The 15,757-nt window shown below is 26.5% G+C and carries 14 protein-coding genes; 6 read left to right on the forward strand and 8 right to left on the reverse strand.

All coding sequences use genetic code 11. From position 1 onward, the window contains the following. The first annotated feature begins 94 nt into the window (after positions 1–94). Positions 95–577, forward strand: coding sequence for a hypothetical protein (locus CNZW441b_RS03890; protein ID WP_131163323.1), 483 nt, complete (start codon positions 95–97; stop codon positions 575–577). Positions 578–580: 3 nt separating this feature from the next. On the opposite strand, the gene CNZW441b_RS03895 is transcribed toward CNZW441b_RS03890, so the two are convergent. Further along, a complete protein-coding gene (locus CNZW441b_RS03895) occupies positions 581–1,444 on the reverse strand; it encodes a hypothetical protein (RefSeq protein ID WP_131166085.1) in 864 nt (287 codons plus the stop codon). A 12-nt stretch (positions 1,445–1,456) separates the two neighbouring features. Continuing rightward, positions 1,457–2,380: a 16S rRNA (cytosine(1402)-N(4))-methyltransferase RsmH gene (gene rsmH, locus CNZW441b_RS03900; protein ID WP_131166084.1), complete on the reverse strand. Its 924-nt coding sequence runs from the start codon at positions 2,378–2,380 to the stop codon at positions 1,457–1,459. 150 nt (positions 2,381–2,530) lie between these two features. Between rsmH and CNZW441b_RS03905 the strand changes: the two genes are divergently transcribed. Genes CNZW441b_RS03905 through ftsZ form a run of 3 tightly spaced genes read left to right on the forward strand, consistent with a single transcriptional unit; the run spans position 2,531 to position 6,525 of the window. After that, positions 2,531–4,018, forward strand: a complete 1,488-nt coding sequence (locus CNZW441b_RS03905; RefSeq protein WP_131166083.1) for a peptidylprolyl isomerase — start codon at positions 2,531–2,533, stop codon at positions 4,016–4,018. Between the two features lie 2 nt (positions 4,019–4,020). Next, a complete protein-coding gene (gene ftsA, locus CNZW441b_RS03910) occupies positions 4,021–5,400 on the forward strand; it encodes a cell division protein FtsA (RefSeq protein WP_131163319.1) in 1,380 nt (459 codons plus the stop codon). 12 nt (positions 5,401–5,412) lie between these two features. Continuing rightward, positions 5,413–6,525, forward strand: a complete 1,113-nt coding sequence (gene ftsZ / locus CNZW441b_RS03915; protein ID WP_131163318.1) for a cell division protein FtsZ — start codon at positions 5,413–5,415, stop codon at positions 6,523–6,525. Position 6,526: 1 nt separating this feature from the next. Here ftsZ and CNZW441b_RS03920 read toward each other — a convergent pair whose 3' ends face one another. The 4 genes from CNZW441b_RS03920 to CNZW441b_RS03935 are packed head-to-tail and all read right to left on the reverse strand — an operon-like array spanning position 6,527 to position 9,714. Further along, a complete protein-coding gene (locus tag CNZW441b_RS03920; protein WP_216681591.1) occupies positions 6,527–7,333 on the reverse strand; it encodes an adenylosuccinate lyase in 807 nt (268 codons plus the stop codon). Continuing rightward, positions 7,296–8,054, reverse strand: coding sequence for an arginyltransferase (locus CNZW441b_RS03925; RefSeq protein WP_131163316.1), 759 nt, complete (start codon positions 8,052–8,054; stop codon positions 7,296–7,298). The genes CNZW441b_RS03920 and CNZW441b_RS03925 overlap by 38 nt, the downstream gene beginning before the upstream one ends. Continuing rightward, positions 8,054–8,272, reverse strand: coding sequence for a hypothetical protein (locus CNZW441b_RS03930; protein ID WP_131163315.1), 219 nt, complete (start codon positions 8,270–8,272; stop codon positions 8,054–8,056). Before CNZW441b_RS03930 ends, CNZW441b_RS03925 begins: the two co-directional genes overlap by 1 nt. Next, positions 8,269–9,714, reverse strand: a complete 1,446-nt coding sequence (locus CNZW441b_RS03935; RefSeq protein ID WP_131166082.1) for an acetyl-CoA carboxylase subunit A — start codon at positions 9,712–9,714, stop codon at positions 8,269–8,271. The genes CNZW441b_RS03930 and CNZW441b_RS03935 overlap by 4 nt, the downstream gene beginning before the upstream one ends. A gap of 154 nt (positions 9,715–9,868) precedes the next feature. Between CNZW441b_RS03935 and ftsW the strand changes: the two genes are divergently transcribed. Together ftsW and murG are read left to right on the forward strand one after the other, a co-directional pair. Further along, entirely contained in the window at positions 9,869–11,032 is a 1,164-nt protein-coding gene (gene ftsW / locus CNZW441b_RS03940; RefSeq protein WP_131166081.1) for a putative lipid II flippase FtsW, read from the forward strand. Continuing rightward, entirely contained in the window at positions 11,026–12,045 is a 1,020-nt protein-coding gene (gene murG / locus CNZW441b_RS03945; RefSeq protein WP_243830597.1) for an undecaprenyldiphospho-muramoylpentapeptide beta-N-acetylglucosaminyltransferase, read from the forward strand. Before ftsW ends, murG begins: the two co-directional genes overlap by 7 nt. Here murG and CNZW441b_RS03950 read toward each other — a convergent pair. Both CNZW441b_RS03950 and CNZW441b_RS03955 read right to left on the reverse strand, forming a co-directional pair. Then, on the reverse strand, positions 12,040–12,507 hold the full coding sequence (locus tag CNZW441b_RS03950) for a hypothetical protein (protein WP_131166079.1): 468 nt from the start codon (positions 12,505–12,507) through the stop codon (positions 12,040–12,042). The two genes, murG and CNZW441b_RS03950, sit on opposite strands and share 6 nt — an antisense overlap. Next, positions 12,507–15,752 (reverse strand): cytochrome c biogenesis protein, encoded by a 3,246-nt coding sequence (locus CNZW441b_RS03955; RefSeq protein ID WP_131166078.1) that lies wholly within the window; start codon positions 15,750–15,752, stop codon positions 12,507–12,509. The genes CNZW441b_RS03950 and CNZW441b_RS03955 overlap by 1 nt, the downstream gene beginning before the upstream one ends. Between the last annotated feature and the right edge of the window lie 5 nt (positions 15,753–15,757).

Genomic DNA, 15,757 nt, shown 5'->3' on the forward strand with positions numbered 1-15,757 from the left:
CAAAAAATTATTAATTTTGTTAAAAATTATAGCTTAAATTTACAATTAGTAATTATAATATTTGCATTTTTACTTAAAAGTAAGGTTTGCACCTATGGATAAATTTAAGCAATTTAGTTTTAATTTTCTTTTTAAGGTTTCAGATCAACCTGTACTTTTTAAAGATTTGCTAGAAGCTAATGTTTTATTTAATGAAGGAATGATGATTGATTGTTCAAAATTAAATTACAAAATAAAAAATTTAAATTGTTATTGTTATTATGGAATTTTATGTATTTTGATTTTATTTCCTTTACTTTTAACAACACATTATTTTTTTACTTTGCTTGATTTTCATATAAGCATTATTAGTGCAGTTTTTATAACTTCTTGTATTTTTATTGGTTTTGATTTATTTAAAATTTACATAAGAAAAATTATAACTAAAAAATTAATTAAAAAAGCATGGAGCAATCATTTTCCTTGTTTTTCTTATGAAAAATACTCAAAAATCATAGAAAATATATACAAACAAGCCTTAAAAGAACAAATTTCTCAAAATTCACTTAGAAAATATATTATTGAACGAATTGTTTAATAATTATTCTAAATAGTCTAAAATTTGGTTTTGAAAACGTATATTTTCCAAATTTCTTTTTAACTCTTTATTTTCTTCATTGAGAACGCTTTCTTCAGCTCTTAAAATGGCTATTTCTCTACTTAAATAATAAATCTGATTTCTAATATAAATTTGAGGAATAAATATAAATAAAACAATACTAATAAATAAAGCTACAAAAAATAAATGATTGAAATTTAAATTTCTATCTTCTTTAGTTGCATCACTAAAACCTTCTAAGAGAGTATTTTTTGTTTTTTCATTGTCTTCTTCTTTAAGGTTTAAATCTTGTTTAGATAAAGATTTATTTATCTCATTTTTATTTATAGGGGGTATTTTTTGAATTTTGATATCATTGGCTATAGAATTTGTTTTTGAAATTTGATTTGATATTTTATTATCATTTTTTATTTGTTTTTTTTGTTCTTTATTGAAATGTTTTTCTGGTGCTAATATATCTTTCTTTTTGTCTTTTTTAAAATTAGAAAATAATATTTTTTTAGCTTTGATTTGTGTATCTTTTTTTGATTTTTTTTCTTTAAAATGTAAAAATATTTTTTTTGTTAAAGAGGGTTTTTCTTCGAGTTTAACATTGATTAGGTCTTCTTTTAAATAAATATTTTCTTTTTTGGGTTTAACAGAAGATGATTCAATTTCTTCGTTAAATTTTTCTAAAATATTTAGACGTCTTTTTTTATTAAATCTACGTCTTAAAATATCATCAGTATCGCTAAGCTCATCTTTTAATTCATCATCTAAGGGAACTCCTTGATTAATAGCTCTTGAATATTTAAGCATTTTTTGACGAATATTTTGTTTTTCTTTTAAAAAATTTTCATCTATCATTAAAAATCCGTATTATTTAAAATAAAAAGCTCGTAATTTAGCACAACTTGATCTTGGGTTTAATCTTATCTCATCTTGATTTGCTGTAATTACTTTTTTATTAATAGTTTTACCTAGACTATTTTTTTTGCCACACTCACATTTAAAAAGTTTGTCATTGCAAATGCAATCTTTTTCCCATTTTTTGAAAAAGTTCTTAATAATCCTATCTTCTAGAGAATGGAAGCTAATTATAGCTAAAATACAATTTTGTAATTTTAAATTTTCAATTTGAAGTAAGAAATCTTTTAAAACTTCTAATTCTTTATTTACTTCTATACGTATAGCTTGAAAAGCTAATATAACCTTTTGAGTTTTTCTTGAATTAATTTTACTTAAACCTATGATTTCTTTTAATTCTTTAGCGCTTGTAATCTGTTTTTTATTTCTTGCTTTGATAATTTTTTGCGCCAAATTCCAAGCATCATTTAATTCTCCATACTCTTTAAAAATAAAGGCTAATTTATCTTGTGGATAAAAATTGACTACATCAAATGCACTCAAAGTTTCATCTTGATTCATGCGCATATCTAAAAAATCTGAATTTATAGAAAACCCTCTTTCATTTTGATCAAGTTGCAAAGAAGAAACTCCAATATCTGCCAAAATTCCTCTTATATTTTTAATATTTTTAGCATCAATTTTTTTTAAAATTTCGCTAAAATTACAATGATATAGTGTAATTCTATTTTTAAATTCTTTCAAAGAATAAAAAGAAAAGTCTAAGGCAGTTTTATCCTGGTCACAGGCAATTAAAGAGATATCTGGATGTTTTTCTAGTATCATTTTGCTATGACCAGCATATCCTAAAGTGCAGTCTAAAAATATACCTTGTGTTAAAGTGTTAAAGATATTATTAATTGGTTCTTGTAAAACAGGTATATGAGGTGTATGCAAATTTTAGATCCTGATTAATATAAAATATATAATTTTTAAAATTAATTATAACGAAAAAAACTTTAAAATACTAAATTATTTACAAAATTAAACTACACTTAAACACTAATTTGATACAATTACAAGCTATAAAAATTGTCAAGGAGTTTTATGCTTACTTGGATGCAGCATCATAAAAAATATCTTGTTGTTACTATATGGATTAGTGTTATTGCTTTTGTTGGAGCTGGATTTGTTGGTTGGGGTGCTTATGATTTTAATTTAAATCGTAATTCATCTGTTGCCGTTGTAGGAGATGAAAAGATTACATTTAGCGAATTTAATACTAAATACAATCAAATTTATAATTATTACAATCAAATTAGTAACAATACTCTTAATGAGCAAAAAGCCAAAGATTTACAGATTGACCTTGTTGCATTAAATACTCTTATAGAAGATAAACTTTTGCTTAATTTTGCAAAGAATATAGGTTTGAATGTTAGCAATGAAGAAATAATACAAGAATTAATAAAAACTAAATTTTTTCAAGACGAACAAGGAGATTTCAATAAAACGTTTTATTATAATATTTTAAGGCAAAATAATCTTTCTCCAAAAGAATATGAACAAAGTGTTTATAATGAATTGCTTATTAATAAACTTAATGATATTTTTAATTTAGCAAATCAAGATCAAGAGTTAAAAATGTTAAGTTCAAGTTTTTTTATGCAAGATTTATTGAGTATTGAAATAATAAATTATGATAAAAATCAAATTAAAATTGAAGAAAATGAACTTAAAAAGCTTTGGCAAGAATCAAAAGAAAATTATAAAACGCAAAAAGTATATGAAATTTCATCTTACTATATAAAAGAAAATATGAAACAATATAGTGATAAAGAACTTTATAATTTTTACAACGATAAGGATAATAAATTTAAATATAAAGATACTAATGGAAAAATATTAGACTTTAATAATGCTAAAGAAAAAATTTTAGAAGATTATCGTTTAAATGAATTAAAAAATATTGCTAATAGAAAATTTTTAGACTTAAAATCTGGAAAAATTTCTTTTCAAAAAGATTTAAATATTACAAAAGATGATGTAAAATATCCAATTGAAAAATTAAAAAAAGCAACTAAAAATGAAATTCTTAGACCTTTTGAATTTGAGGACGGATTTATAATTCTTAGATTAAATAAAGTAGATCCTATAAGATTAAAAACTTTCGAAGAAGCAAGAAATGATGTTTTAGAGCAATATTTAAATCAAGAGTCAAGAAAAAAAATTCAAGAAATAGCTCAAAATAAAATAGGTAATTTTAAAGGTAGCAGTATAGGTTTTGTAAGTAGAGATTCTTCTAGAAATTCTCAAAAATTAGATGAAAATACTTTAAATGATGTAGAATTTAATTATTTTCTAATGAATGTTTTTAATTCGGATCAAAATAGCTCATATGTTATTTTAAGCGATACAAAAGCTGTTGTTTATAAAATAAATAAACAGAAATTATTTAATGAAGAAAAATTTAAAGAATATAAAAATATATTAGAACAAAATTTAAAAACTTTAAAAAGCAACGAACTTAAAAAAGAACTAGTGGAACAATTAAAAAAAGAATATCCAATAAAAATTTATTATAAAGGGAATTAATTTTGAATATATTAGGAATTGATTTAGGTTCAACACAAACTTGTGCAATTATTGCTCAAAAAGACGATGAAGGGCTTAAAGTTATAGGATTTGCAAAAGCAAAAACTAATGGAGTAAAAAAAGGTGCGATTACTAATATAGAACTTGCTTCAAAATCGATAGAAGATGCGGTAAAAAGTGCCGAAATGATGTCTGGAGTGCATTATGATAAGGTTGTAGTGTCTATATCTGGAGCTTATACTAAAAGTGTTGATAGCACAGGGGTTGTTAATATTCCAAAAGGTGAAATTACTATTAAAGAAATTCATCGTGCTGTTGGTACTGCCAAGCATACTGCTAATTTGCCAAATGGTTATGAAATAATTCATGTTTTACCTTATAATTTTAAAGTAGATGATCATGAATTTGTAGATGATCCCTTGGGAATGAATGGAAACCGTTTAGAAGTTTCTACTCATATAGTAATTTCTCAAGAATCTCATATTAAAAATCTTAAAAAAGTTGTAGAATTAGCAGATTTAAGAGTTGATAATATAGTATTATCAGGTTATGCATCTTCTATAGCTTGTTTAGATGATAGTGAGAAAGAATTGGGGGCTGTACTTATTGATATGGGTGGTGCAATTTGTGATATGATTGTCCATGCTGGAAATTCTATAAGATACAATAGCTGTTTGCAGATTGGATCGATTAATATAACTCAAGATTTATCTATGGCCTTGCATACTCCTTTAAGAGAAGCTGAAAAGATAAAATTAAATTATATATCTTTAAGTCAACAACCAAATGCTTTGATACAAATTCCTTCTATGGGAGATGAAAGAAAAGTTAATGAAGTATCTTTAGATGTAATTTCGAATGTTATTTATGCAAGAGCTGAAGAAACTTTAATGATTTTAGCAAAAATTTTAAGTGATAATCGCTATATAAATTCAATAGGTGGTGGCATTGTTTTAACTGGAGGAATGACAAAACTAGCCGGAATTGATGAACTTGCTCCAGCAACTTTTGATAATAAATCAGTGCGTTTAGCAACAGCTAGAAAAGAGCTTATTAGTGGGTTTAATGAAATTTTTTCTGATCCTGAAAATACCTGTGCTATAGGTTTATGTCTTTATGGTGCTGGATATTTTACACCTTATGAATTAGACTCTAATGAAAAATTAAGATATAAAGGAGAAATTGAAAATTTTAACAAACAAATAAAACAAAGTATAGCTATTGAAGATATAGATGAAATAAAAGATGAAAATTTTAGTAAAAATTTACAAGAAAATGATACAATTTTTATGCAAGAGCAAGAATATGATTCTAAAGATATAAAAGAAAAAAAACCAAGTATTTTTACTAATCTTTGGCATAAAATTATTAATCAATTCTAAGGGAGAACTTTTATGAGTGAATATTTAGTAGAGGAAATGCAACATTCAAAAGGTGCTAAAATAAAAGTTATAGGTTGCGGTGGAGGTGGTGGAAATATGATCAACCACATGGTAAAAATGGGTTTAAATGATCTGGATTTAATCGCTGCAAATACAGATGCACAGGCAATATCAAATTCTTTAGCAAAAACTAAAATTCAGCTAGGTGAAAAAAAGACAAAAGGTCTTGGAGCAGGAATGCTTCCTGAGGTTGGTGCTGAGAGTGCTAGAGAAAGTTTTGAAGAAATTAAAACTTCATTAAGTCAAAGCGATATTGTTTTTATTGCTTCTGGTTTTGGTGGAGGAACTGGAACAGGTGCAACCCCTGTAATAGCTCAAGCAGCAAAAGAGATTGGTGCTTTAACTGTCTCTGTAGTCACTATGCCTTTTAAATTTGAAGGAAAACAAAGAAAAAAATTAGCTGAAAGTGGTCTTTTGGAACTTAAAAAGGAAAGCGACTCTATTCTTGTTATTCAAAATGAAAAACTTTTAAGCATTGCGGATAAAAAAATTGGAATTAAAGACGCTTTTAAACTCGTTGATGATATTTTAGCTCGCGCTGTTAAAGGTATGGTTTCTATACTTTTAGATAATGGAGATATTAATGTAGATTTTGCAGATGTTAGAACCATTATGAGTCATAGAGGTTTGGCATTAATGGGCGTAGGAAGTGCTCAGGGTGAAAATGCTGTAGAAGAAGCTTTAGCTAATGCAATCGAGTCTCCATTATTAGATGGTATGGATATTAAGGGTGCTAAAGGGGTTATTTTACATTTTAGAACTAGTTCAAATTGTTCTTTAATAGAAATCTCGGCTGCAGCAAGTAGTATAGAAGAAATTGTTGATGAAAATGCAAAAATTATTTTTGGTACAACAACAGATGATAATATGGAAGATAGAGTTGAAGTTACTATTATTGCTACTGGCTTTGAAGATAAAACTTATACTAATAATACCAATAAAATAAACGAAGAAAATGCTCCTAAGAAAAACTCTTATATTATTAGAAAAGCAAGCGGGGGTTATGATGAAGAAATGATCAATGCCTTAGAAACTCCTACTTTCTTAAGAAGACAAATGGATTAAATTAAGCGTTATTTTTATATAACGCTTTTAAATTATCATAAGCTATCTGAATTTTTTCAAATTGTTCTCTTGCATGGAATTTTTCTATTTTGCTTTTATTTTGATTGAAGTCTGGATGGTATATTTTAACCAGCATTAAATATTTTTGTCTGATTTCACTCAAATCATTTTGCGGAGTGCATTGTAGAGTTTCAAAATAGTTATTAAAAAGCTTAGCCAATGCATTAAATTTCCATTTAAGATTTTCTTTATTTTTAACACTTTGACGAAATTGCTTATACTCTTCTTGATTGATGCAAAAATCTATACAATATTTTAAGTGTTCATTTTCATTAACAAAAAGTTCAAAAAGTTCTAAAGTATTTTCATTTTTATACTCAAGACTTAGTGTGCAGTTTAATTCATTGTATTCTGTTTTAAAATCTTTAAAAAAATTTTTAACATAAACAATGAAAAGTTTTTCATTGGAGCTTAATTTCATAAGAATATTTCTTGGTATAAAATCTATTTTTATGAAAATTATAGGCTTTAGCATATTATTTTGCTTAAAATTTAATCTAAAAGTTTTAAAATGCGCTTTATCCAAATTTTGAATACTTTCATTAGTATTTTTTCTATATTTTTGGTCAAGAACTTTTAAAAAATATCTTCTTTGTGGAATTTCATTTTCTTCAAAAAAAGAAAAAATTTTATTTTTTCTTCCTATTACTTTTGAGAAATTTTTAGTAATCAAATCTTTAAAATAATGAAAAACGGTAATATCGTCAGTATTAACATTTATCGATTCTAAAGTTTGAACAACTTGCATCTTCACTCTCCCATAAATTAGCACATTCATTGGGTGTGCTAGTAGATTTTAAAATTTCATTTGGTGTAAAATCGACTTTATAGGATAAAGATTGACACTCTCTTACAAAATATCCCAAATAAATATATTTTAAATTTTCATTTTGTGCAAGTTTTATTTCATTAAAAAGGGAGAATTTTCCTAAAGATAAGTGTGAAAAATCAGGATCATAAAAACAATAAATACTAGAAATTCCATCATTTAAAATATCTATTAGATCAACACAAATTAATTGATTGTTTTGATAAAAAGCTAATTCATAGCCAAAATCAAATGCCCCATCAACATAAAGATTGTAATATTGTCTGAAATTTAAATCATATCTTTTCCAAGATCTCTTTTTTTCCATAAAGCGATGATATTTTTCATACAAGAAAAGGTGTTCATTGCTTAAGGCAGGCTTTCTTAGTATAATTTTAGTTTGAGAATTTTTAGAAATAATTCTTCTTTCGTTTTTGGAAAATTTATACAAATTGGCTTTAATTCTTAAGCTTAAACATTCATTACAATTTTGACAAATTGGCCTTGAAAAATATTTACCAAAACGCCTCCAACCTCTAGAAATTAATTCTTGATTTAGTTCTTTTGAACAATTAAAAATATATTTATATTCTGTTCTTGAATTTCTATCATTAAGATATGGACAAAGATCTTCTAAGGTGCAAAAAGCTATTTCATCCATTAATAAATTTTCTTAATGTCAGAATTATTAATAAATTCTTGAAATTCATTAATAAGCTTTTTTTCTTTTAAAAATATCTCTTCTAGAAATTTATCTTGTTCATCTATTTTTTTTTCATTATTTTGAGTACTTTTTAAATTTTTATGATTTAAAACAGAATTTTTATTTTCTCTTTGCATTTCTTTTTTGATACATTTTAAATCATCTAAAAAATTCATATATGTTCCCTTTCTTCTCTAATTTTTTTAAGAGTTGCAGCAATAGCAGCTATAACCTCTTCTTTGTTATTTTGATGTCTATCTTCTGTTTTTTCAAGTAATTCTTGCATATGGGTATTGATAAAAGATGTATCAAAATATCCTCTTCTAAATTCTCTTGTTTTGGTTATGGCGATTAAAAAAGGGATAGTAGTTCTAACTCCATCAATTACAAATTCCTTAAGAGCTCTTTCAAGCTTATTAACGGCCAAATCATAGCTTGTTGCTTTAATGATAAGCTTTGCAAGCAAAGAATCATAAGAAGGTGGAATAATATAGTCTTTATAAATATGACTATCAACCCTTACAGAAGGTCCAAGAGCTGGATAATATTCGTTGATTTTTCCAGGGTTTGGAATAAAATTTTTCCATACATTTTCAGCAGTAATTCTTGCTTCTATAGCAAATCCTCTAGGCTTAATATCACTTTGCTCAATATCAAGTATCTCTCCACCAGCTATACGAATCTGACGTACTATTAAATCAACCCCAGTAATTTCTTCTGTGATGGGATGTTCTACTTGAATTCTTGTATTCATTTCCATAAAATAGAAACGATTGTAATCATCAAGTAAAAATTCAATTGTCCCTGCATTCGTATATCCTACTGCTTTAGCCGCAGCAACAGCGGTAACACCCATTGTTTTTCTAAGATTATCTGAAATTCCTGGACAAGGAGCTATTTCTATTACTTTTTGATGGCGTCTTTGTATAGAACAATCTCTTTCACAAAGATGGATAATATTACCGTAATTATCCCCTAAAATTTGAAATTCAATATGTCGTGGATTAATGATATATTTTTCCATAAAAATTTCATCATTTTTAAAAAAATTAAAAGCTTCCCTTTTACAAGATTCTAAAGCGCTTTCAAGTTCCTCTTCTTTATATACAACACGAATTCCTCGTCCCCCTCCTCCTGCGCTAGCTTTTAAAATCACTGGATAACCTATTCTTAGTGCAAGGATCTTAATTTCATCTAAAGAATAATTATTTAATTTTTCAGTTCCCGGGACTATAGGAATTCCATTAGAGTTCATTAAAGCTCTTGCAATATTTTTATTGCCCATTTTATATATCACTTCTGATTTAGGTCCTATAAAAATAATACCAGCATCTTCACATGCTTTAGCAAATTCATGATTTTCACTTAAGAATCCATATCCTGGATGTATGGCATCAGCTTTGCATGCTTTGGCAATTTCAATAATTCTTGCGATATCTAAATATCCTCTTATGGCATCAGTTCCGATACGATATGCTTCATCTGCAATTTTAACATGTAAACATTCTTTATCTGGTTCTGTAAAAACAGCAACACTTTTAATGTGTAAATCCCTGCAAGCCCTTATAACTCTTACGGCGATTTCGGCTCGATTTGCAATTAAAATCTTATGTATCATTTATTCGCCTTTTAATTAAAATAATAAATCTATTATATAAAAATATTAGTAATAATTTTATATAATAAATGTTTTAATAAATTTCCAATGAAAGTATATCTATAAATAATGATATTAGAAATTAAAAATATTTTAATATTTAAAGCTGTAACCAATGTTAGCTGATAAAAAATTATTTTATTTAAGTTCTATTTTAATTATTATAGGCATAGTCTTTTCTTACTCATTAACTGCTTTTACTGTGCTTTATTTTGAATACAGTGAATTTCATTTTTTTATAAGACAACTTTTCTTTGGGATAAGTGGAATTTTGATTATGTTTTTTATTTCACGCCTTAATCCTAATTCTAATAATGCAAAAAGAATTATTTTAGCTCTACTTATAGTTTCTTTTCTTTGTATAATTATTTTGCCTTTTTTACCAACTGCTTTAGCTACAGCTAGTGGTGGGGCTAAAAGATGGATTAGAATAGGACCTATTTCGGTATCCCCAGTCGAATTTTTTAAAATAGGACTTATTTATTTTCTTGCTTGGTCTTATACAAGAAGAATAGATGACAATAAAAAAGCTATTAAACACGAAATTTTGATTTTACTGCCTTATTGTATTGTTGCTAGTATAGTAATTGGTTATATTTACATAACACAAAATGATTTAGGACAAAGTGTTATTTCATTTTTTCTTATTCTTGCTTTGGCTTTTTTTGCTGGAACAAGTAAAAGATTATTTGCTTTTAGCACTATTATTATTATTATGATAGGTATTATGGTAATTTTTAGCAATCAAAGAAGAATTCAGAGAATTATTAGCTGGTGGGGAAATATACAAGATGCTTTTTTACCTCTATTGCCTAATTGGATTGCTTCTAGCTTAAGAGTAAGTGTTAATAATGAACCCTATCAAATCTCTCATTCATTAAATGCTATAGCACATGGAGGATTTTTTGGAGAAGGTCTTGGACTTGGAATTTTTAAATTAGGTTTTTTAAGTGAAGTTCATACAGACTTTGTTTTATCTGGAATTACTGAAGAAATTGGACTCTTTGGATTGGGTTGTATCTGTATCATTTATCTTTGGATGATTTTAAGAATTTTTAGAATTGCTGGAAGATGTGATAAAAAACAAGATTTTATTTTTTGTTCAGGCATTGCTTTGCTTCTTTTATTTTCTTTTTTTATGAATGCCTTTGGTATTATATCCTTAACTCCCTTAAAAGGTGTTGCTGTGCCACTTCTTAGTTATGGAGGAAGCTCTATGTGGGCTATTTGTATAGGAATTGGTTATGTTTTAATGATTTCTAAAAAGGTAAAATTATGATAGCAATTACAGGTGGAGGCACTGGAGGACATTTAAATATAGCAAAATGTTTATTGCAAAGTGCCAAAAAGCAAAATATAGAATGTATTTATATAGGAAGTACTCATGGACAAGATAAACTTTGGTTTGAAAATGAGTTAGATTTTAAGGCAAAATATTTTTTGGACTCAAAAGGTGTTGTAAACCAAAAAAAAATGGCTAAATTTAAATCTTTATTTAAGATTTTGCAATTAAGTACAAAATGTCGTGAAATTTTTAAAGAACATCAAATAAAAGCTGTTTTTAGTGTAGGTGGATATAGCTCTGCTCCAGCATCTTTTGGGGCAATTATAAATCATATTCCGCTTTTTATTCATGAGCAAAATTCTAAAAAAGGAGCATTAAATTCTCTTTTAAAACCTTTTTCTAAAGCTTTTTTTAGCTCTTTTGAACCTGTATTCTGTTCTTATCCTATTGATGAAAAATTTTTTCAAACTGCAAGAATAAGAAAAGAACTTAAAACAATTATATTTTTAGGGGGTTCTCAAGGAGCTAGCTTTATTAATTCTTTAGCTCTAAATTTAGCTATAAAACTTAACGAAAAAGGTATTAAAATCATACATCAGTGTGGAAAAAATGAATTAGAACTTTGTAAAAAAAAATATGAACAATTAGACATAAAAGTTGATCTTTTTGCTTTTGATAACAATATAAGTGCTAAGATAGAAAAGGCGGACTTGGCTATTTCAAGATCTGGAGCAAGTACACTTTTTGAACTTTGTGCTAGCACTATTCCAGCCATTTTTATACCCTATCCTTATGCAGCTAAAGATCATCAATTTTTTAATGCTAAATTTTTAAAAGATCAAAATTTATGTGAAATTTTTTTACAATCAAGCCTGGACGAAGAAAAATTACTTCAAGCAATTCTAAATTTAAATTTAGAAAAAATATCTAAAAATTTAACAGATAAAATAAAACCAAATGGTGCCGATGAATTAATTTTGCATGTTAAAAATACTATTAATTTATGAGGCACTGCTATCTTCTTTTATTTTTCTCTTAGCAAGACCCATTTGCTCATAAGCATCAATTTCTTTTTTATAAGAAGCAGATACTTTCTTTAATTCCTTATTTAAGAAACTTATAGTCTGAGGGCTTGCATTATTATTGGAGCTAAAAGCTGCAATAAAATCTAATTTCTTTTTTGTTGTTTCATCTAGCTCTTTGGATTTTTTGCTACCGAGTTTATGTACACTCATAAATAATTGAGCAAGGGTTTTTAAATCTTCATCACTTAAAGAGGTATCTTTAGCGGTAGCTATCATTTTATCTAAATCTGTATCAAATACCTTGGTTTTTTTTGCAACTTTGTTATTTGACGTTTTGAGTTTTTTATTTTTTTTGCCATCATTAATAATAAGATAAGCTATTATACTTAAAAAAATCAAAAGTAAAATAGCTGCTATTAAAACAATAAAAAATACTTGATGCATTATAATTTGCTAACAAAATGACGCTTTTTATAAGCTAACAAACTTAAAACTATCATCATAAAAAATCCCCAATAAACATAACTTGGAATTTGAACAGCTTCTCCAGCGGCATAAGAGTGCATACCAACTAGAAAATAATTTACCCCAAAATATGTCATAATAATTACCCAATAAGCAAACATTGAGCTAACTGCAAAATTATACTGATTGCATAATTTTGGAATCATTCTAATATGAAGTATAGCTGCGTAAACGAGTATGCTAACTAATGCCCAAGTTTCTTTAGAGTCCCAGCTCCAATATCTACCCCAGCTTTCATTAGCCCAAATAGCACCTAAAAAATTTCCAGCAGTTAGTAAGCAAAGTCCTAAAATCATTGCCATTTCATTTATTCTTGTTGCTTCTGTAATATTTCTTAAGATATTTGCGTTATATTTGCCCCCATCTTTTAAAAAACACATCAAAACTAATGTAAAAATAGCAAGTAAAGCACAGAGTCCCAAAAATCCATAACTTGCAGTAATAACAGAAACATGAATTGTAAGCCAATAAGAATTTAAGACTGGCACTAAATTAGTAATTTGAGGATCCATTTCACTTAAATGTGCCACAAAAAGAACTATACCTGCTAAAATTGAAGTTAAAGAAAGAGCTATAGGACTTTTTTTAGAAAAGAAAATTCCAGATAAAGCTAAAGCCCAAGATATATAAACCATACTTTCATAAGCATTGCTCCAAGGAGCATGGTCAGCTAAATAAGCTCTTAAACATAATCCTATACTATGAATAATAAAGACTATAATATTTAAAATATATACAATTTTAAATATTAAATTAATTTTAATATTAGAATTTAACATTTTAGTTAAAACTAAGATTAAAAGTAAAAGACCCGCTAGTAAGTACACAGGGATCAATTTTACAAATAATTGTAAATGATTTGTAAAAATTTCTATAGAAATTTTAGTTTGATTTGGCATAATGCTTCCACCAAATTTTTCTTGATATTTTTCAATTAATTCTAAAGCTTCATGTGCCTTAGACCAATCATTTGTTTTAATACTATCTTCAACGGATAAGAAATAATTTTTTATCAAATTTAAAACGATTAAATTTTCTTCTCCTTTGGTAACTTGCATTGCTGAAAAAGGCGCAACCCAGGTATTATTTTTATCATTTTGAAGAGGAATAAATTTAAACAATTCTCCACTAAAGATTAAATTTACTATATTTGCTCTTTCGTCAAGCTTGATAATTTCTTTATCTAAAACTCCTCTAGTATTTGGATTTTTACGATTTGCATTTTCAACATATTTTAAAAGAGCATAATTATTATCTTTTGTAAAAAAGTCCATATAGCTAATATATGGCTTACTAGGAATATTTAATATTTTTGAAATTTCTTCATTAATTGCTTTGTTTTTAGGCATAATGATAATAGGCTCTCTCGCCCAAGATTGCACATCAATAAGCATAGAGAGCATAACAGCACTTGCATCTTGGTTTTTGTAAGTTGTTTTTTTATAAATTTTTTCTAAAACTTCTTTAGCTAAAGTATCAAATGGAACCATTCTTCCACCAGATTTTTGAACTATAAGGTGACTTAATTTTTGAGCATGTTCCTTATTGATAACTGGTATATTGCTTATATTATTTTCAAAAGCTTCTAGCTTATTAATACCCAAAAATAAAAAAGCGAACAATAAAATTTTTGCAGAATTTTTAAGAGCATCTTGATTGATAAGTTTTGCTAAAGTTCTAAATCTTGAATGAGGATTTAAAAAATTTAAAAACATTCCTAAACATAATAAAAAATATCCAATATAGGTTGGAATTTTTCCAGGATCTTTATTAACTGAAAGTATTGTTCCTTTTTCATCTTGATCATAAGAACTTTGATAAAATCTATAACCTCTGTAATCTAAAACATTATTCATGAAAACCCTATAATCAAAACTTATATTATTATCTTCAATTTTAATCTCACTTGCGTAAGAAGCTGGAGACATAGAACCTGGATATCTATCAATTATAAAATCTTTTAAATAAATCGAAAAAGGTAATTCTTGAAAAGAGGTTGTCCAAGAAATAAAGAATTTTTGTCCGTTAAGTTCAATAACTTTTGGTTTGTCATACTCAAAAACGTAAAATTCCTGTTTTTGACCTTGATATGAAAGTTCAAGTTTCAAAGCATTGTTTCCATTTAAGTTTAGTGCTTGATATTGAGTGCTCATGGCAAAGGATTTAAAATTTTCTAACCAAGATGCTTTCCAATTATGAGGCTCTCCAAACCAAGAAATAATTAAAGTTCTAAAGATTTCAAGCCAAATATTTTTAAACCAAATTAAAAAACTTTCATCTTGCGGTCTATTATCCCCATTTATAATTTCTTTTGCATGTAAAGAAGCAAATTTTATAACAAAACTTAGATTATTAATTTCATAAAGCCTTTTTTCTTTAGCATTTGCTTTAGAGTTAACTTCAAGATGAGAATTGATTCTATCTTGCATACTTAAAAAATTCAATCTTTCACTAGAGCTTAATTCTAGATTTTTATTAATTTTAACAAAAGGAGCTCTAACTTCATCATTCATAAAAGAAAAATTAATACCATTTATATTTTTAACTTCATTTTGTTTTAATTTAATTTCTTGATTTTGTCCATCTTTTGCAAACATTAACACTAATAAAGCATTAGAAGAATTGAGATCTTCTATATAAGAAACTTTGGCATTTAAAATAAGATCTTTATATTGTAATATTGCTTTATCTTTATCAAGATTTAATTCAAGCTTTAAAGAATTAGCAAAAGGCAAAACAGCTATATCCTTATCGGATGCTATTCCATAAACTTGTTGATTTTTAAGTGCTGAAAATTTAATAAAAGATTTAGAACTTTCAATATATGAGTTTGAATCATTTTCTCTAATATGAAGCAAACCTTCAAAACCTCCATATCTTGTCATAATGGAGCCTATTAAGATAAATAAAAAAGAAAAATGAAATACCATTAAAGGTATTTTCTTAATTTGAAACATTTTATATCTTAGCATTCCAAAAAATAAATTAATTCCCAATAGAAATTGAATTAAACCAAACCAAAGAGTTCCATAAATCATAGCCCAAGCAGTTGGAGTTCCATAAGAACTTTCAATAAAGGTTGCTAAAGCGCAAAAAAGCGCAAAAAGTAAAAAAAGTAAAATAGAAATTTTTAAATCCCCAATGCTTTTAATAATATTTTTCATTTTTA

It is taken from the genome of Campylobacter novaezeelandiae (assembly GCF_018968685.1).
Classification (GTDB): Bacteria; Campylobacterota; Campylobacteria; order Campylobacterales; family Campylobacteraceae; genus Campylobacter_D; species Campylobacter_D novaezeelandiae.

Bases quoted from the DNA above. Each gene is read 5' to 3' on its own strand.
- CNZW441b_RS03890 (WP_131163323.1), top strand. From the start codon at position 95: ATGGATAAATTTAAGCAATTTAGTTTTAATTTTCTTTTTAAGGTTTCA.
- CNZW441b_RS03895 (WP_131166085.1), bottom strand. From the start codon at position 1,444: ATGATAGATGAAAATTTTTTAAAAGAAAAACAAAATATTCGTCAAAAA.
- CNZW441b_RS03905 (WP_131166083.1), top strand. From the start codon at position 2,531: ATGCTTACTTGGATGCAGCATCATAAAAAATATCTTGTTGTTACTATA.
- ftsZ (WP_131163318.1), top strand. From the start codon at position 5,413: ATGAGTGAATATTTAGTAGAGGAAATGCAACATTCAAAAGGTGCTAAA.
- CNZW441b_RS03920 (WP_216681591.1), bottom strand. From the start codon at position 7,333: ATGCAAGTTGTTCAAACTTTAGAATCGATAAATGTTAATACTGACGAT.
- CNZW441b_RS03925 (WP_131163316.1), bottom strand. From the start codon at position 8,054: ATGGATGAAATAGCTTTTTGCACCTTAGAAGATCTTTGTCCATATCTT.
- CNZW441b_RS03930 (WP_131163315.1), bottom strand. From the start codon at position 8,272: ATGAATTTTTTAGATGATTTAAAATGTATCAAAAAAGAAATGCAAAGA.
- CNZW441b_RS03935 (WP_131166082.1), bottom strand. From the start codon at position 9,714: ATGATACATAAGATTTTAATTGCAAATCGAGCCGAAATCGCCGTAAGA.
- ftsW (WP_131166081.1), top strand. From the start codon at position 9,869: ATGTTAGCTGATAAAAAATTATTTTATTTAAGTTCTATTTTAATTATT.
- CNZW441b_RS03950 (WP_131166079.1), bottom strand. From the start codon at position 12,507: ATGCATCAAGTATTTTTTATTGTTTTAATAGCAGCTATTTTACTTTTG.
- CNZW441b_RS03955 (WP_131166078.1), bottom strand. From the start codon at position 15,752: ATGAAAAATATTATTAAAAGCATTGGGGATTTAAAAATTTCTATTTTA.